The organism is Streptomyces sp. NPDC057877 (genome assembly GCF_042796855.1).
Lineage (GTDB): Bacteria > Actinomycetota > Actinomycetes > Streptomycetales > Streptomycetaceae > Streptomyces.
The window spans coordinates 274,950-297,109 of record NZ_JBHVMS010000009.1 but is presented as its reverse complement, the minus strand read 5'-3'; the positions used below and the strand labels follow the sequence as shown (position 1 = coordinate 297,109).

Here is a 22,160-nt window from a genome sequence, read left to right as displayed (position 1 = left end):
AGCGCCACCTAGCTCGAAAGAGATACCTGTGACTGTCAACGAGGACTCGTTCACCAACTGGAAGAACCGCGAGGAGATCGCGGAGTCGATGATCCCGATCATCGGGAAGCTGCACCGCGAGCGGGACGTGACCGTCCTGCTGCACAGCCGCTCCTTGGTGAACAAGTCGGTGGTCAGCATCCTCAAGACCCACCGCTTCGCCCGTCAGATCGCCGGTGAGGAACTCACGGTCACCGAGACCATGCCGTTCCTGAAGGCCCTCACCACGCTCGACCTCGGCCCCTCCCAGATCGACATCGGCATGCTCGCCGCCACCTACCGCGCCGACGACCGCGGTCTGGGCGTGGCGGAGTTCACCGCCGACGCGGTCGCCGGGGCCACGGGTGCCAACAAGATCGAGCGTGGCGAGGGCCGCGACGTCGTCCTGTACGGCTTCGGCCGCATCGGCCGCCTCGTCGCCCGGCTGCTGATCGAGAAGTCCGGCTCCGGCAACGGCCTGCGGCTGCGCGCCATCGTGGTGCGCGGCGGCGGGGAGCAGGACCTCGTCAAGCGGGCCTCGCTGCTGCGCCGCGACTCCATCCACGGCCAGTTCCAGGGCACCATCACCGTCGACGAGGACGCCAGCACGATCGTCGCCAACGGCAACGAGATCAAGGTGATCTACGCCAGCGACCCGAGCGAGATCGACTACACGGCGTACGGCGTCAAGAACGCCATCCTCATCGACAACACCGGCAAGTGGCGCGACCGCGAGGGCCTGTCGGAGCACCTGCGTCCCGGCATCGACAAGGTCGTCCTGACCGCCCCGGGCAAGGGCGACGTCCCCAACATCGTGCACGGCGTCAACCACGACACCCTCAAGCCCGACGAGCGGATCCTGTCCTGCGCGTCCTGCACGACCAACGCGATCGTCCCGCCGCTGAAGGCGATGGAGGACGAGTTCGGCGTGGTCCGCGGCCATGTGGAGACGGTCCACTCGTTCACCAACGACCAGAACCTGCTGGACAACTACCACAAGGCCGACCGCCGCGGCCGCAGTGCGCCGCTGAACATGGTCATCACCGAGACCGGCGCCGCCTCCGCCGTGGCCAAGGCGCTGCCCGACCTCAAGGCGAGGATCACCGGCAGCTCCATCCGCGTGCCGGTCCCGGACGTCTCGATCGCGATCCTCAACCTTCAGCTGGCCCGCGAGACCACCCGCGAGGAGGTCCTCGACCACCTGCGCAAGGTGTCGCTGGAGTCCCCGCTGAAGCGGCAGATCGACTTCATCACCGCCCCCGACGCGGTCTCCAGCGACTTCATCGGCTCCCGGCACGCCTCGATCGTCGACGCCGGAGCCACCAAGGTCGAGGGCGACAACGCCATCCTGTACCTCTGGTACGACAACGAGTTCGGCTACTCCTGCCAGGTCATCCGCGTCGTCCAGCACGTCTCCGGGGTGGAGTACCCGACCTACCCGGCGCCGCTCGCCTGACGCCGGGTTGCGCCCCCGGCCCAGGGGCGGACGATGGAAGCGGGGCCGCCTGACGCGCGCCCCGCTTCATCACGCTCCCACGGAGGTGCCATGGCCAGGGACGACAGAAGCGACAGGGAGCGTTCCATGGACCGTTCCGTGGACAAGTGGGCGGACCGGCTGATGAGCGGCGGCGGCACCATGGACCGCGCGAAGGCCCGCCAGTTCGTGCAGAACGTCTACGAGGCCGCCCAGCGCGACCTCACCGAACGGGACGCGCAGGCGGAGTACGAGCGCGAGGAGTGACCGGCCGGGTCACACGCCGCCGACCGCGACGGTCAGACCCCTCAGCTCGTAGCCCCCGATGTCCTCCTTGAAGGAGATCCGCGGCTCACCGGTCATCCGCACGCCGTCCAGCGCGAACAGACGGCTGAGGAAGACATCCGCCTCCAGCACCGCCACCCCGGCCCCGGGGCAGCGGTGCGCCCCGTCCCCGAAGGACAGCCCCGCCGCCGACGGGCCGAGCCCCGGCGCGCGGCCCGGACGGACCTGGTACGGCAGCTCGCCCACGGCCTCCGGATCGGCGTTGGCGTCGGCCACGAACACCTCGATCAGCTCACCGGCACCGACCGTCTCCGTCCCGGAGGCCGTCGGCAGCGTCAGCGGGGCCGTCGTACGACGGCACAGCCGGTCCACGACCGGCTCCAGCCGCAGGATCTCCTCCAGCACCTCCAGCCGCCCCGGCTCCTTTGCCGCCCGGTAGCGCTCCAGCAGCTCCGCGTCCGTGAACAGATGCCACGCCGCCACGCAGATGAACTCGCGGGTGGTGATCATCCCCGCCGCCGCGAAGGTGAGGCACTCGCCCAGGATCTCGGCGTTCGAGCAGCCCTCCGCCAGCAGATGCGCGATCAGGTCGTCATGCTCGCGGCGCCGGTGCGCGCGGATGGCGGGCCGGACGTCGGCGAGGTAGATGCGCAGCCAGTTGGTGTTCTGCCGCACCAGCCAGTACAGGCCCCGCGGGCTGGTCAGCCCCGGTGTGCCGAAGTGCTCCGGGAAGAAGGCCTCGAGGCGCCGCCGGATCCCCGGCCTGCTGTAGCGCAGCCCGATGATGTGGCTCGCCACCTCGATGGCCACGTTGAAGGTGAGGTCGGGCAGGTGCGCCGCACCGGTGGTCCGTAACACCGCGAGCTGTTCGTCCGCGATCCGTTCGATGACGGCGCGGTAGTGCTCGTCCACGCGCCGGGGTGTGAAGTAGCGCGCCGTCTGCCGCCGTTGCTCCCGGTGTCCGGGTCCGTCCTGGTACAGCACCGGACGTCGCACGCGCGGGGGCAGCTTCTCCACGGTCTCGATGCCGAGCCCCGCCTGCACGGTGTCGGTGCCGCGCAGCACGGCACGGGCGGCTGCGTAGCCACGCACCTCCCAGCCGCCGTCGGCGCCCCGGCGCACCGGGCAGCCGGGGTGGGTGTCCGTTCTGTCGATCTTGCGTGCCGATTCCCGCGCGTTCCCCATGGGCCCTCGCTCCCACAACCCGACCGTTCCACCGCACCTTCAGCTCCGTTCACCTGCACTGCCCAGGATTCGCCATGGGCATGCCGCGCACGACCGCGGTACGCCCTTTCCACCTTGCGGCACTTGAGAAGGGATGGCTGCCGATGCGGCCAGGACAGGGGCGAAGACGCCCGGGCGGCGGCCCACGGGGACGGCGTCTCGTGGGCGCGGCCCTCACCGCGCTGATCTTCGTGGGCACGGGCGTGACGCAGGCGCACGCGGAGACCGCCGAACCGGAACCCACCCGGAAGACCGGCGGGACGGCGGCCGGTACGACCCTGCCGACGCTCACCCCCGAGGACGGCGCGTACCTCGAGGGCACCGAGGAGGCCGTGGCCACCCCGACGCTGTCCGGTGACTCCGTCACCACGCTCGCCGTGGACGGCAAGCCGGTCACCGCCGAGCGGACGGTCGGCGTCTCCCGGCTCAGCTTCGACGTGGGCTCCAACTCGACCGAGGCCCGCTACGGCAACCACGTCCTGGTCAACGGCGACTACCGCGCCGAGATCGGCGACCTGGTCAACGAGCGCGGCACCCTCGACATCCCCAACGAGCGGCTGCGCGAGGGCGAGAACACGATCGAGATCGTCGCGGGCGCGGTCGACAGCTCCTGCGGCCTCAACCACGACGACTTCGTCCTGTCCGACATCACCCTGGAACTGCTCGGCGAGGTCGCCGACGGCGAGGAGAACGAGTACACCTACTCGTTCGGCGACGGCAGTTGCGGCACCAACACCTCCCTGCTGAAGAAGGCGACGCTCACCTTCTTCGTGCTGGGCGACCCCCAGGGCACCACCGGTCTGCGCGCCGACCTGGACACCACCGAGCTGACCAACGGCAAGCACGCCCTGACCGCCACCACCACCTCGGGCAAGACCGTCACCCACTCGGTGAACGTCAACAACGCCCCGCCCGGCGCCCCCCGGCTGACACCCGTCGACGGCACCCTGACCAAGGGCGCGCAGCCGGTCTTCGCGTCCCTCCCGGCGGGCAGTTCGGGCGGCGTGGACTCCCTGACCGTCGACGGCCGCCCGCCCGTCACCAAGGCCCACCTCGGCAACGGCGCGGCGACGTTCTCCTTCGACGTCGGCTCCAACTCCCTCGACGACCGCTACGACAACCACCTGCTCGTCAACGGCAAGCGGATCGACCTCGGCGGCACCTGGGTGAGCCAGCGCGTCGACATCGCGGTACCGGCGCGCTTCCTGGTGCCCGGCGACAACGTCGTCACCGTCGTCACCAGCCCCTACCAGGAGAGCTGCGGTCCCAACCGCGACGACTTCGACATCGCGAAGGTCGCCCTCGCCCTGGACGGCGCCACCGTCACCGGCCACGACATCGCCGACTCCTACGCCATGGGCGACGGCAGCTGCGGCTCCAGCACCACCCGGCTGCGCGAGGCGGAGCTGCGCTTCACCGTCGACGCCCCGGCCGTGCACGTCTCCGACACCCTTGGTTCCGGCACCGCGACCCTCGGCTTCACCGTCGGCTCCAACTCGATCGAGGCCCGCTACGGCAACCACCTCCTGGTCAACGGCCAGAAGAAGCTCATCGAGAGCGACCTCGTCAGCGAGCACGTCGACCTGACCTTCCCCGACGAGTGGCTGGTCCCCGGCTGGAACACCATCGACTTCGTCGCCGGGACGTTCCCCACCTCCTGCGGCGACAACCGCGACGACTTCGCGATCTCGGACCTCACCCTCACCCCGGCGGAGGGCACCGCCGAGGGCCGGATGGTCAAGGGCTCCTACAGCCTCGGCGACGGCAACTGCGGCAGCAACGTCAACCCGCTCACCGAGATCGACCTGGAGTTCTACGTCGACGGCCCGGCCCGCGGCCTGCGCGCCGACCTCGACACCACCAGGCTGAAGGACGGCGGCCACACCCTCGCCGCCACCTCCCGGTCCGGCAGGACCGCGACCCGTCTGCTGGTCACGGACAACTCCGCGCCCCGGATCGCCACCAGCATCCCCGCGCCCGGCCAGAAGCTCACCGCGTCCGTCGTCCTCGACCTGCGCCTGGAGGACCCCTCCGGCGTGGTCGACGGCCCGCACATCAAGCTCGACGGCAAGGACGTCCAGCTCGGCACCGCCGTGGGCCCCGCACTGTCCGCCGGTGAGCACACCCTGACGGTCTCCGGCACCGACGGCCTGGGCAACACCGGCACCCGCGAGGTGAGGTTCACCTCCGCCGGGATCCCGGACACCCCCGCCGACCTCACCCCGAAGTCCGGCACGACGGACGCCGACCGCAACGTCACCCTCTCGGCGAAGGTCGCCGAACCCGACGGCGGCCCGGTCACCGCCACCTTCTCCGAGGCCGAGATCCTCACCCCGGGCCAGGCGTACGAGGGCACGGCCCCGTCCGTCCCGACCACCCTCAGGGTGCCCGGCGAGAAGAAGGTCAGGGCCACCGGCCTGGCCCCCGCCGACGGCAGGTCGCTCACCGCGCCCGCCGCCAAGGAGGTCACCTACCAGCGCTTCGACGTCCAGGTGAAGGGCCACGTCGACCACCCCGTGCTGCGCTGGGAGGGCGTGATCGACCCCGAGCGCCTGGTCGCGCTGCGGGTGTGGAACACCGCCACCCGGAAGTGGGACGTCCTCACCAGCGCCCGCGGCGCCGCCGAGGGCGAGACCGTGCTGACCGCGGTGGTGGACCGCCGGTACGTCGACCGGCAGCAGGTCCACGTCATGGTCACCGGCGAGGACCCCTTCGCCGACGACATCGACGCCGGTGACCCGGACAGCTTCGCCGACCCCGACGCGTACGACTTCTCCCTCGTCCACTTCACCGACACCCAGTACCTCTCCGAGGGCGCGGTGGAGCAGGAGACGGCCGCGGAGCGGGCGGTCTGGGAGCGGGCCTACGGCGACACCACCCGCTGGATCGCCGCCAACAAGGAGCGGCGGAAGATCGCCTACGTCGCCCACACCGGCGACATCATCGAGAACAACATCCGCAAGCCCGCCGACGAGGCCGCGCAGCGCCAGGCCGTCGGCGAGATGGAGGTCTCCTCCCGGCAGCAGCAGATCCTTGATGACGCGGGCGTCCCCAACGGGGTGATCGCGGGCAACCACGACAACCAGTCCGGCACCGAGACCGGCCCCGACGCCCTCTACAACCAGTACTACGGCCCCGACCGCTACCAGGCCCTGTCGAAGGGCTGGGAGCACGCCGAGTACGGCGGCCCGTGGCGCGCGGGCGACAACCAGAACCACTACGACCTGTTCTCCGCGGGCGGCGTCGACTTCGTCGTCGTCGGACTCTCGTACGGCGTCACGCGTGAGGAGGCCGAATGGGCCGACTCGGTCTTCAGGCGCTTCCCCGACCGCAACGGCATCCTGCTCTCGCACGACTACCTCGCGCCGAGCGCCAACCCCGACGGACGCGGCGCCGGGTTCTCCGCGCCGGACGGCTCGATGCTGTACAAGACGGTGGTCCAGGACAACCCGAACGTCTTCCTGATCCTCGCCGGTCACGAGCACGGCGTGGGCACCAACGTGAAGCCGAGGGTCGGTGAGATCGAGCACGACGTGGTCGAACTCCTCGCGGACTACCAGTTCTACACGGTCTCCGCGGACCGGCTCGGCCTCACCGAGATCGGCGGCTACCAGCCGGAGGACCAACTGCGGTTCGGCGCGAGCTTCTTCCGGATGCTCCAGTTCGACGTCGACCGCGCGGAGATGACGGTGGACACCTACTCGCCGCTGCTGGACGAGTTCGGTGCCACCGAGTACGACACCGACCACCGCTACGACGGCACCGAGGACAACATGGTCCTCCCCGTCGACCTCACCACCCGCACGACGACCTTCCGGACCGACTCGCTGGCCCTGTACAACCCGGTCGCCGTGATCGGCAGGGACAGGGCGGCCTCCGGTGAGACCGCCTCGGTCACCTGGCGGGGCCTGAGGCCGGACACCCCGCACGCCTGGTTCGTCACGGCCCGCTCCACCGGCGGCGGCGTCACCGCCTCCGAGCCGAGCGTCTTCGTGACCAAGGACGCCCACGGCCGTCCCGGCACCTGGGCGCCGGACGACCCGGTCCGGCCCTGGTTCGACCCGGCCTCCGAGGAGCGCTGACCGGCCGTAGTGCCCGATCCGCCCGCCGTCCCGGACCCGACCGGCCCGGGACGGCGGGCGCGGCCCTTCCCTTCCAGCAGAACCGGACCCCACCCTGATGTCCCGACCCCGCGCGCGCCGTCTGCGCGCCACCCTCGCCGCCCTGCTCACCGCGCTGGCGGCGCTCCTGGCGCTGCCCGCCCCCGCCGCCGCACACGACGCCACCTCGACCGCCTACGCCGAGGTGCGCGGCACCGCACGGCACCTGGAGGCGACCCTCGACCTCGAGTACGACCTGCTGATGAAGTCGGCCTGGCTCTACGCCGAGGCCTACGAGGCCAAGGGCCGCACCGAACAGCGGCGCCAGCTCAAGGCCAACGCCGAGGCCGTCACCGGCTATGTCACCGAACGGTTCGCGATCACCCGGGACGACACCGACTGCGCACCCCGCCGGGTCGGCGACGCCGACGTCCGCGACCGCGGCGGCCGGGCCTTCGCCGTCCTGACCCTCGCCTACGACTGCCCCGGGCCCGCCGACGGCCCGTACCGCGTCTCCAGCGCGTTGTTCCCCGACGCCGAGACGTTCGTGCACAGCACCCGCACGATCGTCCACTACGACGTGGACGGCCACCGCGGCTCCCAGGTCCTCACGGCCGCCGAGCCGACCCTGACGACCGACGGCGCCGACGAGCCCCGCCAGCTCGGTGAGTTCTTCGTGCTCGGCGCGGAACATCTGCTGTTCGGCCCCGACCACCTGCTGTTCCTGCTGTCGCTGCTGATCGGCGCCCGCGGCCTGCGGGACGTCGTCGGCACCGCGACCGCCTTCACCGCCGCCCACAGCGTCACCTTCCTGCTGGCCGCCACCGGGCTGGTGACCGTGCCCGGCGCGGTCGTCGAGCCGGTGATCGCGGCCTCCATCGCCGTGGTGGCGCTCGCGGGCCTGCTGCTGCGCGACCGGCGGGGCAGCGACCGCTGGCGCCTTACGGCCGCGTTCGGCTTCGGCCTGGTGCACGGACTGGGCTTCGCCGGGGCCCTCGGCATCAACGAGAGCCGCTCCTGGGAGCTGCTGCTGTCCCTGCTGAGCTTCAACGTCGGCATCGAGGTCATGCAGCTGGTCCTGATCGCCGGGGCCTTCCCGCTGCTGCGGCTGCTGCGCCGCACCCCCGCCCAGCGCTGGGCGCTGCCCGCACTGACCGTGCCCATCGTGCTCGTCAGCCTCTACTGGTGCTGGGACCGGACCGCCGTAGCCCTGTAAAGTACGAAACACGCTTTTTGCTCATATTCACCTATACGGGATGTAATCCTTCGGAGTGATGGATGTTCCGCAGGCGCCCGACCCACGACGGCGACGAACTGCTCGCCAGGCTCGGGTCGCTCACTTCCCTGGCGCGTGAGCGCGCGGAACTCCAGCGCTCCCAGGTGGAACTGGCGATCGCCCTGCAGCGCGGCATGCTCCCGGCCGACCTGCCCGCCGCCCCCGGCCTGCGGCTGGCCGCCCGGTACGTCCCCGCCTGCTACGGCCTCAACGTCGGCGGCGACTGGTACGACGCCTTCCGGCTCCCTGACGGCCGTATCGGACTGTCCATCGGCGACGTCCAGGGCCACAACATAGAGGCGGCGGCCTTCATGGGGCAGGTGCGCGTCGGGCTGCGGGCCCTGGCCTCCGTCACCAGTGACCCGGGCGACCTGCTCACCGTCACCAACGACCTGCTGATGAGCCTCGGCGCCGACCTCTTCGCCACCTGCACGTTCATGCGGCTCGACCCGCACACCGGGCTGCTGGAGAGCGCACGCGCCGGACACATCCCCTGCGTATGGGCCACAGCGGACGGCAGATCCGGGATCACCCAGGACGAAGGGGGGCCGCCGCTGGGCCTGGAGGTGGGCATGAAGTACCCGGTCTCCCGCTACCGCGTCACCATCGGCGGCGTCTTCGTGCTGGTCACGGACGGCGTGGTGGAAGGCCCCCTGCTCGACATCGACGAGGGGCTCGACCAGACGGTCCGTCTGGCGGGCGTCGCCGCGGTCGCCGGTCTGGACGCCGGGGCCCTCGCCGCGGCGGTGATCAAAGGGGCCGAGCGGGTCGGCCACGAGGACGACGCGGCCGTACTCGTGGTCCGGCACGACGGACCGTCGAACCCGGTGTAGCGCACCGTCCGACCGTCAGCCATGCGGGTGCGGGAGCGGCGCTCGCCTCGCCGGGGCGCCGCGCCCGGTGTGTGATGGTCGATGTGGTGGCAACCCAGGACGCGCGCCGGGCGGTGGTGCCCGGCCTCTGGACGCTGGCCGTCGCCGCGTGCTACTACGCGGCGGGACGGCTCGGGCTCCTGCGGCAGCTCACCGTGGAGAACGCCGTCTTCACCCCCATCTGGCCCGCCACCGGCGTCGCGCTCGCCGCCCTGCTGATCGTGGGCCTGCGCTGCTGGCCCGGGATCGCCCTGGGCGCCTTCCTCGTCATCCTCTCCATCGCGGGCCCTTCGGTACGGCCCACGGCCCTCATCAACGTGGCGGGCAACACCGCCGCCCCCGTCTGCGCGTACCTGCTGCTGTGCAGGGTGGGCTTCCGCCCCGAGCTGGCCCGGCTGCGCGACGGCATCTCCCTGGTGGTGGTGGGCGCGCTGCTGGGCACCCTGATCAGCTCCACCACCGGGACCGGCAACCTCGTCCTCACCGGCCGGATCGACCTGGACGCCTTCCTGACCGTCTGGTTCGCGTGGTGGGTCGGGGACGCCATGGGCGTCCTGATCATCACCCCGCTGCTGCTCGCCGCGGCCCGGGCCCGCGCGCCGCTGCGACTGCGCCGCTGGCCGGAGGCCGCCGCACTGCTCGTCACCGCCGTGCTGGTCGTCCCGCTGGCCACCCGCAGCTCGGTCAGCGTGCTCTTCCTGGTCTGCCCGCTGCTGATCTGGGCCGCGCTGCGCTTCCAGGTCGCCGGGAGCATGCTGTGCGCCCTGTTCACCTCGGTGATGGCGACCATCGCCGCCACCGACGGGGTCGGCCCGTTCCAGGGGCTGACCCACGTCGAGGTGATGAGCAAGCTGCAGGCCTTCAACGGCACCATGGCGCTCACCGCGCTGCTGCTGTCCGCCCTGATCACCGAGCAGCTGCACACCCGGCAGAGCGTGGAACGGGCATGCCAGGAACTGGTCGAGGTGCTCGAACACCTGACCGCGGGCCAGCCTCCGTCCCGCTGGCCCCCCGAGAACCGGGACCCCGACACCCCCCGAAGACCCCACCCGGCACCGGGTGACCCAGCAGAGAGGAAACCACGATGACCAGTCGGCGCAAAGAGAAGAAGGAACTGCGCAAGGGCGACGAGGTCGCCTGGAGCAGCCACGGCGGGGAGGCCCACGGCACGGTCGAGAAGAAGCTCACCAAGCGCACGGAAGCGGCCGGGCGGACCGTCGCCGCCTCCCCGGACGACCCGCAGTACCAGGTCCGCAGCGACAAGTCCGGCAAGTCCGCCGTGCACAAGCCCTCGGCCCTGCGGAAGAAGTGACGCGCCATGACCGCAGACGACCGGGACAGCACCTGGGACGACTTCCGCGAGCTGGTCAACATGAAGCCGTCCGACCTGGAGAAGTGGCTCCAGACGGACGACTCCCAGGCCGCCGGGCAGCACACGGACGGCGGCGAGTCCACCGGCCACGCCTCCGGCCGCCGCATTGTCGCCATCCTGCGCGCCAAGAAGGGTGACCTGTCCGACGACGACTACGCCCACATGCGCAAGGTGGTGGGCTACATCCGCCGTCACCAGGCGCAGCGGCCCTCCGGCGACGTACGGGACTCACGCTGGCGGCACTCGCTGATGAACTGGGGCCACGACCCGCTCGCCTGACCGCTCCCGGGGTGCCATGGACGCGGGCCCGGCGCTTGCCGCGCGGGCGCATCCGGCACTGGCGCCGGGGCCGAAAGGACACCGGGGGGTGGCCCCGCACGGGCCGGGCGAACCCCGCGACGTCCCGCCCTGGCGCGGCACCCGGCGTCCTTCCAGCACCCGGCGTCCCCCTGGCGCCCGGCGTCCCCCTGGCGCCCGGCGTCCCTCCGGCACCCGGCGTCCCTCCGGCACCCGGCGTCCCTCCGGCACCGGCGCCCCCCGGCACCGGCGCCCCCTCGGCCGTCCCCTCCGGCGGAGGGGTGCCGGGTGCCGCGGCTCAGCCGAGCAGTTCGCCGAGCGCCTCCAGGAGCCGGTCGGCCTCCTCCTCGGTGGTGTACGGCGCGGGCCCGACGCGCAGTCCGCCGCCGTCGCCCAGACCCAGGTGCCGGGAGGCCTCCAGTGCGTAGAACGAGCCCGCGGGGGCGTGCACGCCCCGCTCGGCCAGCCGCCGTGACACCTCGGCGGCCTCGTGCCCCTCGAAGGTGACCAGCAGCGTCGAGGTCCGCCGCGCGGCCCGCGACCGCACGGTCACCCCCGGCAGCGCCGCCAGCCCCGCCTCCAGTCGGTCACGCAACGACCGCTCGTGCCCCGCCAGGGCCGCGAACGAGGCCTGGAGCCGCTCCCGGCGGCTGCCGGTCGCCGTGGGGTCGAGCGCGGCGAGGAAGTCGACCGCGGCCCGGGCGCCCGCGAGCAGTTCATAGGGCAGGGTGCCCAGCTCGAACCGCTCCGGCACCCGGTCACTGGACGGCAGCAGCTTGTCTGGCCGCAGGGTCTCCAGGAACTCCGGGCGCGCCGCCAGCACACCGAGGTGCGGACCGAGGAACTTGTACGGCGAACACACCAGCGTGTCCGCGCCGAGCGCCGCCAGGTCGACCGCCGTGTGCGCCGCGTAGTGCACCGCGTCCACATGCAGCAGCGCGTCCACGCCCCGCACCAGCTCGGCGATCTTGGGCAGGTCCGGGCGGGTGCCGATGAGGTTGGACGCCGCGGTCACGGCGACCAGGCGGGTGCGCGGGGAGAGCGCCGCGGCGAGGTGATCCGCGGTCAGCTCACCGGTGGCCGGGTCGAAGTCGGCCCACCGGACGGTGGCCCCTGCCGCCTCGGCCGCCCGCACCCACGGCCGTATGTTGGCGTCGTGGTCGAGCCGGGTGACGACCACCTCGTCCCCCGGCCCCCACCCCTTGGCCAGCGTGCGGGACAGGTCGTAGGTGAGCTGGGTGGCGCTGCGGCCGAAGACGATGCCGCGCGGATCACCCGCGACGAAGTCCGCCAGCGCGGCCCGCGCCGCGCCCACGACCGCCTCCGCGGCGCGCTCGCCCGGGCTCTGCGCGCCCCGGTTGGCCAGCGGCCCGAGAAGGGTCCCGGCGATGGCGTCGACGACCGGCCGTGGCGTCTGGGTGCCGCCCGGTGCGTCGAACCGGGCGGAGTCCGGGGCGAGGCCCGGTATCGCGGCGCGGACCGTGTGGACGTCGTAGACCATGTGCGTACTCCAGGGATCGACCGGACCGGGGCGGGCCGCACGGGATGGCCGTGCCGAGGACGACGGTATCCGGCGCCGGACGCGGTCCCGACGGCGGTACCGCTGTGACCTGCCCGGTCAGCTCCAGTCCAGGCGCAGGACCGCGAGATCGTCCGTGTGGCGCTCGGCGTTCAGGGAGCGCACCGCGTCGAGTACGGCGTTGAGATGACCGCCCGGATCCGGCTCGCGGGTCTTCTCCAGGATGCGCAGCAGCCCGTCGACGCCGAGCCGGGCGTCGGCGCCCTCCGACGCCCGGTAGCCCTCGATGAGACCGTCGGTGTACGCGATCAGGGCGCCGGTGCGGGGGAGCGGCACCGTGGTGGCGGGCCACTTGCCCAGCCCCGGCACTATCCCGAGCGCCACCCCGTGCGCCGCGGGCACGACCTGGGCGCCCTCGGCGGTGAGCAGCACCGGTTCGTGGTGCCCGACCAGATGCAGCGTCATCACGGCCGACTCCGGATCCAGCGCGATCACCGTGCAGGTGGCGAACAGGTCGTTGCCCGTGCGCTCGGCGATGTGTATCCGCTCCAGCAGATGGAGCAGCTCATGGCCGCGGTGCCCGCCGAGGGTCAGCGTCCGCCAGGCGATCCGCAGACAGACGCCGAGCGCCGCCGCGTCGGGGCCATGACCGCTGACGTCGCCGATGATGGCGTGCACGATGCCGTCCGGGGTCTGCACCACGTCGAGGAAGTCGCCGCCGAGCAGCGCCTGCGCCCGGCCGGGGAAGTACCGGCTGGTGGCGGTGACCGACGACGAGGTGAGGATCGGCTCGGGCAGCAGCCCGCGTTCGAGGCGGGCGTTCTCCGCGGCCCGCAACCGGCCCAGCTGGAGGGCGGAGCTGGCGCGTTCGGCCCGCTTGCGCTGCACGGCGTAGCGCACCGCCCGCTGCAGCAGCTCGGGCTCCACCTTGCCCTTGACGAGATAGTCCTGGGCACCGGCGGCCAGCGCGTCCACCCCGGCCCGCGACTCCGCGAGACCCGTCAGCACGATGACCGCGGCGTCGGTGTCGGCGTCCTGGACGGCGGCGACCGTGCTCAGCCCGGAGACGTCGGGCAGCCGCAGGTCCAGCAGCACACAGTCGAACACCTCCCCGGCCAGGGCCCGGCGCGCCTCGGCGGCGGTGCGGCGGCGGACCAGCGAGTGCCGCAGATCGGTGTCGAGGAGCAGTTCCTCCACCAGCAGGGCGTCGCCGTCGTCGTCCTCCACCAGCAGGATGCGGAAGGGCATCTCGTAGTCGATCGCCGGTTCTCTCACGACCGTTCCCCCTCACGGGCGTCGACGGCGGGAAGGGTGAACACGATGCGGGTCCCCGGGGTGTGGCCGGGATCGACGGCGATGGTCCCGCCGTGGAACTCGACCACCTTCTTGCACATCGCCAGCCCGATCCCGGTGCCCGGATAGGCGTCCCGGGTGTGCAGCCGCTGGAAGAGGACGAACACCTTCTCCCGGAACTCGGGTGCGATGCCGATGCCGTCGTCGGTGACGGCGAACCGCCAGTCGTCTCCGGCACGTGCCACGCTTACCCGGATCCGGGGCGGTTGCCCAGGGGTGCGGAACTTCACGGAGTTCGACAGCAGGTTCTGCCAGAGGATGCCCAACTGGGTCGCGTCGCCGAGGACGGTGGGCAGCGGATCGTGCTCGATCCCGGCGCCGCTCTCCTCGATGGACACGCTCAGAGCGTCCAGTACGCGCTGCATGACCTCCTCGAGGTCGACCGTGGTGTGGTCGTGGTGGACCCGGCCGACCCGGGAGAAGGCCAGCAGGTCGTTGATGAGGACCTGCATGCGGTTGGCGCCGTCCACGGCGAAGCCGATGTACTGGTCCGCCCGCTCGTCGAGCTGCCCGCCGTAGCGCCGCTGCAGGAGCTGGGTGAAGCTGGACACCTTGCGCAGCGGTTCCTGGAGGTCGTGCGAGGCGACATACGCGAACTGCTCCAACTCGGTGTTGCTGCGCCGCAGTTCCCCGGCCCGCTCGTCCAGCAGCTGCCGCGCCCGCTCGCTGTACTCCAGTTCCTCCACCAGCCGACCGCGCATCGCCTCCACGTCCGCGGCGAGCTGCCGCAGGTCGGCCGGGCCGGTGCCGTCGATGGGCCGGTCGAAGCGGCCACCGGCCACCTCCCGGGCCGCCCGGCCGAGATGGGCGAGCGGCGTGGTGACCCCGCGCCGCAGCCCCTCGAAGACGAGCCCGGCGACCAGGACGATGACACCCCCGATCACCGCCAGGCTGACATTGCGCAACCCGGTGCTGCGCCGCAGCTCGGCCCGCGCCTCGGACTGTCCCTCGCTGAGGTGCTCCTGCTGCCGCTGCGCCGCCCGCCGCACGGCGTCGAACAGGCGCTTCCCCTCGTCGGCACGGTCCGAGGCCACGGCCACCGCCCGGTCCGCACCGGCCTCGGACACCGGCCGCGCGAGACGCTCCCGCCAGCGCCCGGCCAGTCGTTGTACGGTGGTGAGGTCCTCGCGTCCCCGCGCGTCGCCCCTGACCAGCTCCCGCAGCCGCCGCGCCGCGGCCCGTTCGTCGGCCACGCCCTTGGGGTACGGCGCGAGGAAGGAACGCTCACCGGTGAGCCCGTAGCCGCGCACCCCGGTCTCCTGGTCGACCAGGGCCGACTCCAGCCGGACGGCCTGCTCCAGCGCGGGGGAGCGGTAGTCGACCAACTCGTCCGTCACCTGCGACGTACGCGTGATGGCCCACACCCCCAGCGACCCGAGGACGGTCAGCACGGCGAGGGTGACGGCGACCCCCGCCCGCAGCCAGCGCCGGGTCGTCCAGTGGGACCGTCCCGAACGCGGGCCGGTCACACGTTCCTTCGTCACGGTCAGCGCACTCCCTGCACCTCGGCTGTCACTGCGGACGTTGTGGCCGGGCCACCCTGAGGCGGGCCCTGACAACGGCCGTTGTCAGGGATGACGGTGCCCTCTAAGGTGAGCCGCATGCATGCCCCCCACCCCTTCCTCCCTGTGACTCCCGTGACATGCGTGACTTTCGTGCTCCTTGTGACGTCCGCGGATGACTGACGGGGGAATGACCGACCGAGTGGCCGCCGCCGTGGACGAGCTGACGCACCGGCTCGTGCACGACCTCGTCCGCCCGCCGAACGCCGACGCCGGGACACCCGACGCCCGTTGGCACGCACTGGCCCGCCTGCGCGTCCTCGTGCAGGTGGAGCAGGCCGTGTACGAACTGGAGCAGGGTGCCGCCCACGCGGCCGCGGTCGCGGGCGCCAATTACCCCGAGATCGGCCGGGCGGCCAGGATGACACGCCAGGGCGCCCGCCGCCGCTGGCCCGGCCTCAGCCACGCCCGACCCGGCCCCCCTCCCCGACCGTCCCCCCGGAGCCCACGACCATGACCGTTCCCCCCACCCCGGCCCGCCCCTACGACGTCCTGCTGGTCGAGGACGACATCGCCGACGCCATGCTCATCCAGGACGCCCTCGCGGGCCGGGGCGCGCGCAACCTCACCCAGGTCTCCGACGGCCTGGAAGCCCTGGAGTACCTGCGGGACGCGGCCAACCCCCGCCCCGACCTGATCGTGCTCGACCTGAACATGCCCCGGATGAACGGCCGCGAGTTCCTGGCCGTCGTCAAGGAGGACGCCGACCTGCGCACCATCCCGGTGGTCGTCCTGACCACCTCCGCCGCCCCCGACGACGTCTCCGACGCCTACCGCCAGCACGCCAACGCGTATGTCACCAAGCCGGTCAACCTGGCGGAGTTCGAGCAGGCGGTGCACGGCATCGACACCTTCTACCTCGACATCGCGGTGCAGCCGCCACGCCACTGACCCCGGCACGCGCGCGTATGGCGCACCGGGCGCCGCCCCGCAACGGGGACTGATCCGTCCGTGCGGTGACGTCCCCCGAATGGCGCGCCCGGCGCGAACCCCGGCCGTCCGTGCGGTCCCCTGACAGAGACAGGACCGTTCGGCAGACAGGGGAGTGCCGTGTACGAAATGCACATAGGTCCGGGAACCACGGACGGCGAACTGGTGTGGCACCTGGTGCCCCCGCACGACGGCAGAACCCTGTGCGGGGCACAAGTCATCGGATCCCCGGGAGCGGCGGCCGACTCGACCGACCGGCACTGCGCGCCGTGCATGGTCCGCTTCCAGCAGGCCATGGACGCCGAGACCGCCCGGTGACGGTGACGGGCCGCTGCCCCCCGGTCAGCGGGTGAGGGCCAGCAGCCCGTCGGCGTGCCGTGCCCCGCTCTCCGCCGCGATCTCGTCCAGGGTCTGGGCGTCGCGGACCGTGGTGAAGCGTGCCCCCGTGCCGTCGACGGTGAAGCCGTGGACGGCGGGACGGGGCAGGCTGTTGTAGGCCCACGGGGTGGAGAAGTAGTAGGCGCCCGTGTCGTACAGGACGACATAGTCGCCCTCCGCCAGCAGCGGCAGCTCGCGCGCCTCGGCCACCAGGTCACCGGCGAAGCAGCACGGCCCGGCGATGTCCTGGGCCACCGGCGGGCCCGCCTTCGCCCGCCCGCGGGCGTCGAAGGCGCCGACCCGCAGCGGCCAGGAGCCGGGCATCAGCACGGTGCGGGTCGCCGTCTGCGCACCCGCGTGGGTCACGGCGATCCGGCGCCCGCCGGATCGCTTGGCGTACTCCACGCGGGCCGCGATGAAGCCGTTCTTGGCGAGCAGGGACCGGCCGAACTCGGTCACCAGGCCGTACCGCCCGTCGAACAGGCCCGGCACCGCGGCGGTGAGCGCCCGGGTGTAGTCCTCGAAGGTCGGGCGCACCCCGTCGTCGGCGAAGTTGACCGGCAGCCCACCGCCGATGTCGAGGCTGGTGACCTGCCGGTGGCCCACCGCCGCGTTGATCTCCTCCGCCAGCCGGTACGTCTCCGCGACGCCCTCGGCGATCAGTTCCAACGGGCAGCCCTGGGAGCCGACGTGCGCGTGCAGCCGGGTCAGCCACGGGCGCCGGGCGAACGCCTCGACGACCCGTGCCCGGGCGCCGGGGTCGCGCAGCGCCACGCCGAACTTGGAGGTGGCGGTCGCGGTGCTCATCGCGCCGATGGCGCCGCCGCCGACCTGCGGATTGACCCGCAGCCCGACGACGGAGGCACAGCCGTCGGCGCGCAGGGCGTCGATCCGCTCCAGCTCGTCGAGGTTGTCGGCGTTCAGGGCGACGCCCAGGGCGAGCGCCTCGGCGATCTCCTGCCGGGTCTTGGCGGGGGAGTCCAGGACGATGCGCGACGGCGCGAACCCGGCCTCACGGGCCAGCCGCAGCTCCCCGGGGCTCGCCACCTCACACCCCATCCCGGCCGCGGCGAGCAGCCGCAGCACCGGCACCAGCGAGGCCGCCTTGGCGGCGAAGGTGTGCAGCACGTCGGGCGCGGCGCCGAACGCCGTGTGCAGGGCGGCGACCGAGGCACGGATCCCGTCGGTGTCGAGGAATCCGACGACCGGTGCGTGCCCGCAGAGCAGACCGTGGTCGAGCGCTGCCGGGAGCACCGCCGCGACGCGCTCGGACGCGGGACGCGGGGGCGCCGGGGGAACGGGGGTCAGGGTCACGGGCAGGCCTCCGTCGGGACGGGGAGCGCGGACGCTCACTGGTCCCTCGAGGGTCGTCGCCCCGGCCCGCCCCCGTCTTCGTCGCCCGCGCCAAAGGATCGCCGATTCTCTGTACGCCGCTCCCAACACCTACCCGTAACGGGTCAAATCTCCCCGTCCTCCGTGCCCGACCCGGCCAGACGCACCGCCAGCATGACGACCAGCCTGGTGTCCGGGTCGTCGAGGTCGACCCCGAACCGTTCCCTGACCCGGCGCAGGCGGTAACGCAGGGTGTTCGGGTGCAGCGTCAGGCGCTCGGCGGCCCGTGGGATGTCACCGCCCGTGTCCAGGTACGCCGTCAGCGAGCGCACCAGCTCCCCGCCGGACGCCAGGTCGGCCGCGACCATCTCCGGCACCGGCCCGGCATCCCGCCGCCACAACGGCCGTACGGCGTCCAGGACGCGCAGCACGGTCACGGTCTCCGCCACCTCGTCCGGACCGGCGTGCCGCCCTGCCGACCGGCCCCGCGCCTCCCGGTCGCGCAGCGCCCGCACCACCAGCAGCGCCTCCGCGTAGGAGTCGGCCGCGTCCAGCGGGGAGTGGACCACCGGACCGGCCCCGATCCAGACGGCCGGGGCGTCCGGCACCGCGGTGGCCAGGGCGTCGAGTTCCCGGGCGAGACCGACGGCGTCCCGCGCGTCACCGTCCGGGACCGGCAGCAGCACCGTCAGCCGATGGCTCTCCCGCAGCACGCGCGCGGTGGAACGGTGCGCCAGCGCCTGCAACGACAGCGACTGAAGTCCGCGCTCGGTGGCGGGATGCGGCGAGCGGTCGCGCTCGGCGACCAGCACGGCGCACGGCATGCCGGGCGCCAGACCGAGCGACCAGACGTGCGAGCCGCGATCCCCGTCACCGCGCAGCAGCTCACGCAGCGCGTGCTCCTCGCGGCCCCGGCCGACGCTCGCCCGCAGCCGGTGCCGCAACAGGTGCGGCACGGCGACCTCGGCGGCCCGGCGCAGCACCTCGGGCGCGTCCGGGGACAGCCGCCGTCCGTCGGCGGCGGCCCACAGCGAGCCGAGGATCTCACCCCCGCTGCGGACGGCGACCACCAGCCGCTCCGGGTCGTTGCCGTCGGCCGGGCGGTGGATGACGTCGCGGGAGTTCCACAGCGCCCGGAGCAGACCGCTGCGGCGCAGCTCGGCGATCCGCCAGTCGGGGACCTTGCCCTCCAGGATGGTGGACTGCCGCAGGCCGTCCGCGTCGGGGCTGGTCGCCGAGTGGGCCAGCACCCGGAACTGGGTGTCCTCCACGGTGATCGACGCCTGGCAGTACCGGGCGACCTCCGCCGCCAGCGCGCCCAGCCCGCCGCCCGCGGCGCCCTCCGCCAGCGGATCCGCCGTCCCGGCCGCCGCGAACGCCATCGCCGAGCGCAGCAGCTCCACGGTGTCGCCCCAGTCGGCCCACTCCGCCCGCGCCAGCAGCGCGACCCCCCGCTCCCGCGCCGCCGCCGACGCCTCGGCGGGCAGCGACGCCGGGCCACGGCTGCGCAGCACCACCGCGGCGGCACCCCGGCGGCCCGCCTCCCGCACGACCCGCGCCGCGGCCACGGCGTCCGGCGCCAGACCCGTCGCGAGCACGATCCGCCCCTCGTGCAGCCGCTCCGCCGCCTCCTCGCCGATGATCACACCCCGCACGGCGACGTCCTGCCCGGCCGGGGCCAGCAGCAGACCGAGGACGCCGTCCTCGTCGTAGCCGAGGATCTGCCGCAGGGTGACGTCCGGTGCGCCGGTCACGTCACGGCGGGTCGGGTGGGGGATGTGCGCATGGCCCCAGAATACGAAGCACCCGGGGCCGGGGCGGTACGCCCGGCGCTCGGCCGTTCGGCCGCGTCCGCGCGGGTGACCGGCGTCCCGCTCGGGCACACGGCCAGGAATGCTCACGGTAGGCACGCCGGACCGGTCGGGGGGCGGTGCCGGGCCGGGCCACCCCCTCACCCACCCTCTTGGAGCCGCCATGACGCTGCTGCGCGACGAGTACCTGGCCGCCGCCTTCGACCACGCCGCCCGCGGCTACGACCTGTTCGCGGCCGCAAGCCCGGGCTACCACGCCCACCTGCGCCGCTCGGTGCGCCGACTGGGCCTGCCCAGGTACGGCGAGGGCCTGCGCGTGCTGGACCTCGGCTGCGGCACCGGCGCCTCGACCGCCGCCCTCGCCGACATCCTGCCCGGCGCCCGGATCACCGCCGTGGACGCCTCCGCCGGGATGCTGGAGCGGGCCGCGGCGAAGCGCTGGCCGGACGGCGTGACGTTCGTGCACGCCCCCATGGAAGGGCTCGCGGAGGCGGGTGTGAACGGGCCGTTCGACGCGGTGTTCGCCGCCCACTTCTTCCACGACACCGCCGACCCCGACGCCGCCCTCGCCACCGTCCACGACCTGCTCGCCCCGGACGGCAGACTCGCCGCGCACGAGTACACCCTCAGCGGCCGTCGCGCCGACCGCGCGGTGTGGACCCTGGGCTGCCGCATCGTCCAGCCCGCCGCCACCGCCTTCGGCGACGGCCCGTTCTACCGCCATCTGTGGCGCAGCGTCGTCGACTTCGACACCGCCGACGCCTTCGCCGCCCGGCTGCGCGCCGCGGGCTTCGACCGTGTGCGCACACTGCCCCTGCCCGGCTGGCAGACCGGCATCACCCACACCTTCGTCGCCTGCCGGGGGCGGCCGGAGCCCGCCGAATGAAGCCACGGGCGCCGGACCGCCCCGATATCCTCCCTGGCATGTCTGCGTCCATACCGCCCGTCCCCAGCGCCCCGCCCGTTCCCGTCGAGCCGCCCCGCCGCCCCTGGCCGCCGCTGGCCGCGGCACTGGTCGTGGGTCTGCTCCTGGGAGGCGGCGGAGTCGGCGCGGCCTGGGCGCTCGGTGGCGACGACGGGTCCAGCGGTGCCGCGGGCGATGCCCGCGACGGCTGTCAGGCGCTGGACGGCTTCGAGGAGTCGGACTACACGGCCGACGGGGCCAAGGGCGAGATCGCCATGAACCGCTTCGCCGCCGCCACGGTCCTGTCGGCCTCGGCGGCAGCCGGGGACGCCGAGTTCAAGCCCTTCGCGGAGGCGATGCGCGAGGCGCAGAACCAGTACGCCCGCACCTTCGACCTGGCCAACGGCAAGGTGCAGAAGCCCCTGAAGACGGCCCGCGCCTTCTGCGCGGACCTGTGACGGGCGAACCCCCGAGCAACGGCGGGCCTACCGCTCCAGCGCGATCCGGGCGGCGATCGGCAGATGGTCGCTGCCGGTGGCGGGCAGGGTGCGGACATGCCGGACCGTGGCCGAACGGGCCATCACCTGGTCGATCCGGGCCAGCGGGACGGCCGCCGGGAAGCTGAAGGCGAAGCCCCGTTCGGCCGTGTGCAGCCGGGAGACCAGCGGGTCGAGGCCACGGTCGTCGACGGTCCCGTTGAGGTCCCCGAGGAGGACCACCGCACGCACCCGCTCGGCGGCGACGGCCCGGCCCAGCAGACCGGCGCTCTCGTCGCGCCAGGCGGAGTCGAAGCCGCTCGGCCGGACACGGACCGAGGGCAGATGCGCGACATACGCCGCGATGTCGCCGTGCGGAGTGGCGACCACGGCCCGCAGCCCGCGGTTCCATGACTCGGTGATGCCCTCGGGCCTGATGTCCAGCGGCCGTGCCCCGTCGATCGGATACCTGGACCAGAGCCCTACGGTGCCCCGCACCACGTGGTGCGGGAAGCGGGCGGCGAGGACCTCCTCGTAGACCGGCAGGGCGGCGGGCACGAGTTCCTGGAGGGCGATGAGGTCGGGGTCCGCGTCGGCGAGGGCCCGGGCGGTGTCGGCCGGGTCGGGATTGACGTCGCTGACGTTGTGCTGCACCACGACCAGCTCGCGCGGTCCGGGCCCCGGGTCGGGCAGGAGCAGCCCGCCGAACTGCTGCGTCCAGGCCGCGACCGGCAGCAGCAGGGCGATCAGCGCGACCGACGACCGGAACAGCAGCGCGAGCCCGAACAGCACGACCACCGCCAGGCCGAGCCAGGGCAGGAAGACCTCCAGCAGACTGCCCACCCGGCCGACCTGGTTCGGCACCACCCCGGGCCAGGCCAGCAGCAGCGCCGTCAGCGCCGCCAGCCCGGTGAGGAGCACCGTCGGCCGGGTGCACATGGTCGTCCGCCGCAGACCAGCGGCCCAATCCGTCGCTT

General features: G+C 73.1%; 20 protein-coding genes. 13 read left to right on the top strand and 7 right to left on the bottom strand.

The window, feature by feature from the left end; translation table 11 throughout:
• The first annotated feature begins 28 nt into the window (after positions 1-28).
• A complete protein-coding gene (locus tag ACFVQG_RS28075; protein ID WP_383388600.1) occupies positions 29-1,474 on the top strand; it encodes a glyceraldehyde-3-phosphate dehydrogenase in 1,446 nt (481 codons plus the stop codon).
• Between the two features lie 126 nt (positions 1,475-1,600).
• The gene (locus ACFVQG_RS28070; protein ID WP_383388598.1) at positions 1,601-1,759 is read left to right on the top strand and encodes a hypothetical protein; all 159 of its coding nucleotides are present in this window, start codon (positions 1,601-1,603) and stop codon (positions 1,757-1,759) included.
• 9 nt (positions 1,760-1,768) lie between these two features.
• Here the strand turns inward: ACFVQG_RS28070 and ACFVQG_RS28065 are convergent, their stop codons facing one another.
• Positions 1,769-2,962: a cytochrome P450 gene (locus ACFVQG_RS28065; protein ID WP_383388596.1), complete on the bottom strand. Its 1,194-nt coding sequence runs from the start codon at positions 2,960-2,962 to the stop codon at positions 1,769-1,771.
• 200 nt (positions 2,963-3,162) lie between these two features.
• Between ACFVQG_RS28065 and ACFVQG_RS28060 the strand changes: the two genes are divergently transcribed.
• The 6 genes from ACFVQG_RS28060 to ACFVQG_RS28035 all read left to right on the top strand — a co-directional run bounded on the left by ACFVQG_RS28060 (position 3,163) and on the right by ACFVQG_RS28035 (position 10,900).
• Entirely contained in the window at positions 3,163-7,083 is a 3,921-nt protein-coding gene (locus ACFVQG_RS28060; protein ID WP_383388594.1) for a metallophosphoesterase, read from the top strand.
• Positions 7,084-7,180: 97 nt separating this feature from the next.
• Complete coding sequence (locus ACFVQG_RS28055) at positions 7,181-8,317, top strand: HupE/UreJ family protein (protein ID WP_383388592.1); 1,137 nt, start codon at positions 7,181-7,183, stop codon at positions 8,315-8,317.
• Between the two features lie 62 nt (positions 8,318-8,379).
• The gene (locus tag ACFVQG_RS28050; RefSeq protein WP_383388590.1) at positions 8,380-9,210 is read left to right on the top strand and encodes a PP2C family protein-serine/threonine phosphatase; all 831 of its coding nucleotides are present in this window, start codon (positions 8,380-8,382) and stop codon (positions 9,208-9,210) included.
• Between the two features lie 83 nt (positions 9,211-9,293).
• On the top strand, positions 9,294-10,337 hold the full coding sequence (locus ACFVQG_RS28045; protein ID WP_383388588.1) for an MASE1 domain-containing protein: 1,044 nt from the start codon (positions 9,294-9,296) through the stop codon (positions 10,335-10,337).
• A complete protein-coding gene (locus ACFVQG_RS28040; RefSeq protein WP_383388586.1) occupies positions 10,334-10,561 on the top strand; it encodes a DUF2945 domain-containing protein in 228 nt (75 codons plus the stop codon). Before ACFVQG_RS28045 ends, ACFVQG_RS28040 begins: the two co-directional genes overlap by 4 nt.
• Before the next feature lie 6 nt (positions 10,562-10,567).
• Positions 10,568-10,900, top strand: a complete 333-nt coding sequence (locus ACFVQG_RS28035; RefSeq protein WP_383388585.1) for a DUF3140 domain-containing protein — start codon at positions 10,568-10,570, stop codon at positions 10,898-10,900.
• A 316-nt stretch (positions 10,901-11,216) separates the two neighbouring features.
• Here ACFVQG_RS28035 and ACFVQG_RS28030 read toward each other — a convergent pair whose 3' ends face one another.
• From ACFVQG_RS28030 to ACFVQG_RS28020, 3 genes are all read right to left on the bottom strand, one after another.
• The gene (locus ACFVQG_RS28030) at positions 11,217-12,419 is read right to left on the bottom strand and encodes a cysteine desulfurase-like protein (RefSeq protein WP_383388584.1); all 1,203 of its coding nucleotides are present in this window, start codon (positions 12,417-12,419) and stop codon (positions 11,217-11,219) included.
• A 117-nt stretch (positions 12,420-12,536) separates the two neighbouring features.
• A complete protein-coding gene (locus tag ACFVQG_RS28025) occupies positions 12,537-13,685 on the bottom strand; it encodes a PP2C family protein-serine/threonine phosphatase (protein WP_383388851.1) in 1,149 nt (382 codons plus the stop codon).
• Positions 13,686-13,708: 23 nt separating this feature from the next.
• Entirely contained in the window at positions 13,709-15,274 is a 1,566-nt protein-coding gene (locus tag ACFVQG_RS28020; RefSeq protein WP_383388582.1) for an ATP-binding protein, read from the bottom strand.
• A gap of 208 nt (positions 15,275-15,482) precedes the next feature.
• On the opposite strand from ACFVQG_RS28020, the gene ACFVQG_RS28015 reads away from it, so the two are divergent.
• The 3 genes from ACFVQG_RS28015 (at position 15,483) to ACFVQG_RS28005 (ending at position 16,600) form a co-directional block, all read left to right on the top strand.
• A complete protein-coding gene (locus ACFVQG_RS28015; protein WP_383388580.1) occupies positions 15,483-15,809 on the top strand; it encodes a hypothetical protein in 327 nt (108 codons plus the stop codon).
• On the top strand, positions 15,806-16,243 hold the full coding sequence (locus tag ACFVQG_RS28010) for a response regulator (protein WP_383388578.1): 438 nt from the start codon (positions 15,806-15,808) through the stop codon (positions 16,241-16,243). The genes ACFVQG_RS28015 and ACFVQG_RS28010 overlap by 4 nt, the downstream gene beginning before the upstream one ends.
• A gap of 168 nt (positions 16,244-16,411) precedes the next feature.
• Complete coding sequence (locus ACFVQG_RS28005) at positions 16,412-16,600, top strand: hypothetical protein (RefSeq protein ID WP_383388576.1); 189 nt, start codon at positions 16,412-16,414, stop codon at positions 16,598-16,600.
• Between the two features lie 24 nt (positions 16,601-16,624).
• Here ACFVQG_RS28005 and ACFVQG_RS28000 read toward each other — a convergent pair whose 3' ends face one another.
• Entirely contained in the window at positions 16,625-17,968 is a 1,344-nt protein-coding gene (locus ACFVQG_RS28000; RefSeq protein WP_383388847.1) for a diaminopimelate decarboxylase, read from the bottom strand.
• Between the two features lie 149 nt (positions 17,969-18,117).
• Complete coding sequence (locus ACFVQG_RS27995) at positions 18,118-19,746, bottom strand: PucR family transcriptional regulator (protein ID WP_383388574.1); 1,629 nt, start codon at positions 19,744-19,746, stop codon at positions 18,118-18,120.
• 220 nt (positions 19,747-19,966) lie between these two features.
• On the opposite strand from ACFVQG_RS27995, the gene ACFVQG_RS27990 reads away from it, so the two are divergent.
• Both ACFVQG_RS27990 and ACFVQG_RS27985 read left to right on the top strand, forming a co-directional pair.
• The gene (locus ACFVQG_RS27990) at positions 19,967-20,689 is read left to right on the top strand and encodes a class I SAM-dependent methyltransferase (protein ID WP_383388572.1); all 723 of its coding nucleotides are present in this window, start codon (positions 19,967-19,969) and stop codon (positions 20,687-20,689) included.
• Positions 20,690-20,727: 38 nt separating this feature from the next.
• On the top strand, positions 20,728-21,165 hold the full coding sequence (locus ACFVQG_RS27985) for a hypothetical protein (protein ID WP_383388568.1): 438 nt from the start codon (positions 20,728-20,730) through the stop codon (positions 21,163-21,165).
• A 27-nt stretch (positions 21,166-21,192) separates the two neighbouring features.
• Here the strand turns inward: ACFVQG_RS27985 and ACFVQG_RS27980 are convergent, their stop codons facing one another.
• Positions 21,193-22,122 (bottom strand): endonuclease/exonuclease/phosphatase family protein, encoded by a 930-nt coding sequence (locus tag ACFVQG_RS27980; RefSeq protein WP_383388566.1) that lies wholly within the window; start codon positions 22,120-22,122, stop codon positions 21,193-21,195.
• Between the last annotated feature and the right edge of the window lie 38 nt (positions 22,123-22,160).

Bases quoted from the DNA above. Each gene is read 5' to 3' on its own strand.
- ACFVQG_RS28025 (WP_383388851.1), bottom strand. From the start codon at position 13,685: ATGCCCTTCCGCATCCTGCTGGTGGAGGACGACGACGGCGACGCCCTG.
- ACFVQG_RS28030 (WP_383388584.1), bottom strand. From the start codon at position 12,419: ATGGTCTACGACGTCCACACGGTCCGCGCCGCGATACCGGGCCTCGCC.
- ACFVQG_RS28070 (WP_383388598.1), top strand. From the start codon at position 1,601: ATGGACCGTTCCGTGGACAAGTGGGCGGACCGGCTGATGAGCGGCGGC.
- ACFVQG_RS28005 (WP_383388576.1), top strand. From the start codon at position 16,412: ATGCACATAGGTCCGGGAACCACGGACGGCGAACTGGTGTGGCACCTG.
- ACFVQG_RS28010 (WP_383388578.1), top strand. From the start codon at position 15,806: ATGACCGTTCCCCCCACCCCGGCCCGCCCCTACGACGTCCTGCTGGTC.
- ACFVQG_RS28015 (WP_383388580.1), top strand. From the start codon at position 15,483: ATGACCGACCGAGTGGCCGCCGCCGTGGACGAGCTGACGCACCGGCTC.
- ACFVQG_RS28040 (WP_383388586.1), top strand. From the start codon at position 10,334: ATGACCAGTCGGCGCAAAGAGAAGAAGGAACTGCGCAAGGGCGACGAG.
- ACFVQG_RS28050 (WP_383388590.1), top strand. From the start codon at position 8,380: ATGTTCCGCAGGCGCCCGACCCACGACGGCGACGAACTGCTCGCCAGG.
- ACFVQG_RS28035 (WP_383388585.1), top strand. From the start codon at position 10,568: ATGACCGCAGACGACCGGGACAGCACCTGGGACGACTTCCGCGAGCTG.
- ACFVQG_RS27980 (WP_383388566.1), bottom strand. From the start codon at position 22,122: ATGTGCACCCGGCCGACGGTGCTCCTCACCGGGCTGGCGGCGCTGACG.
- ACFVQG_RS28055 (WP_383388592.1), top strand. From the start codon at position 7,181: ATGTCCCGACCCCGCGCGCGCCGTCTGCGCGCCACCCTCGCCGCCCTG.
- ACFVQG_RS27990 (WP_383388572.1), top strand. From the start codon at position 19,967: ATGACGCTGCTGCGCGACGAGTACCTGGCCGCCGCCTTCGACCACGCC.
- ACFVQG_RS28065 (WP_383388596.1), bottom strand. From the start codon at position 2,962: ATGGGGAACGCGCGGGAATCGGCACGCAAGATCGACAGAACGGACACC.
- ACFVQG_RS27985 (WP_383388568.1), top strand. From the start codon at position 20,728: ATGTCTGCGTCCATACCGCCCGTCCCCAGCGCCCCGCCCGTTCCCGTC.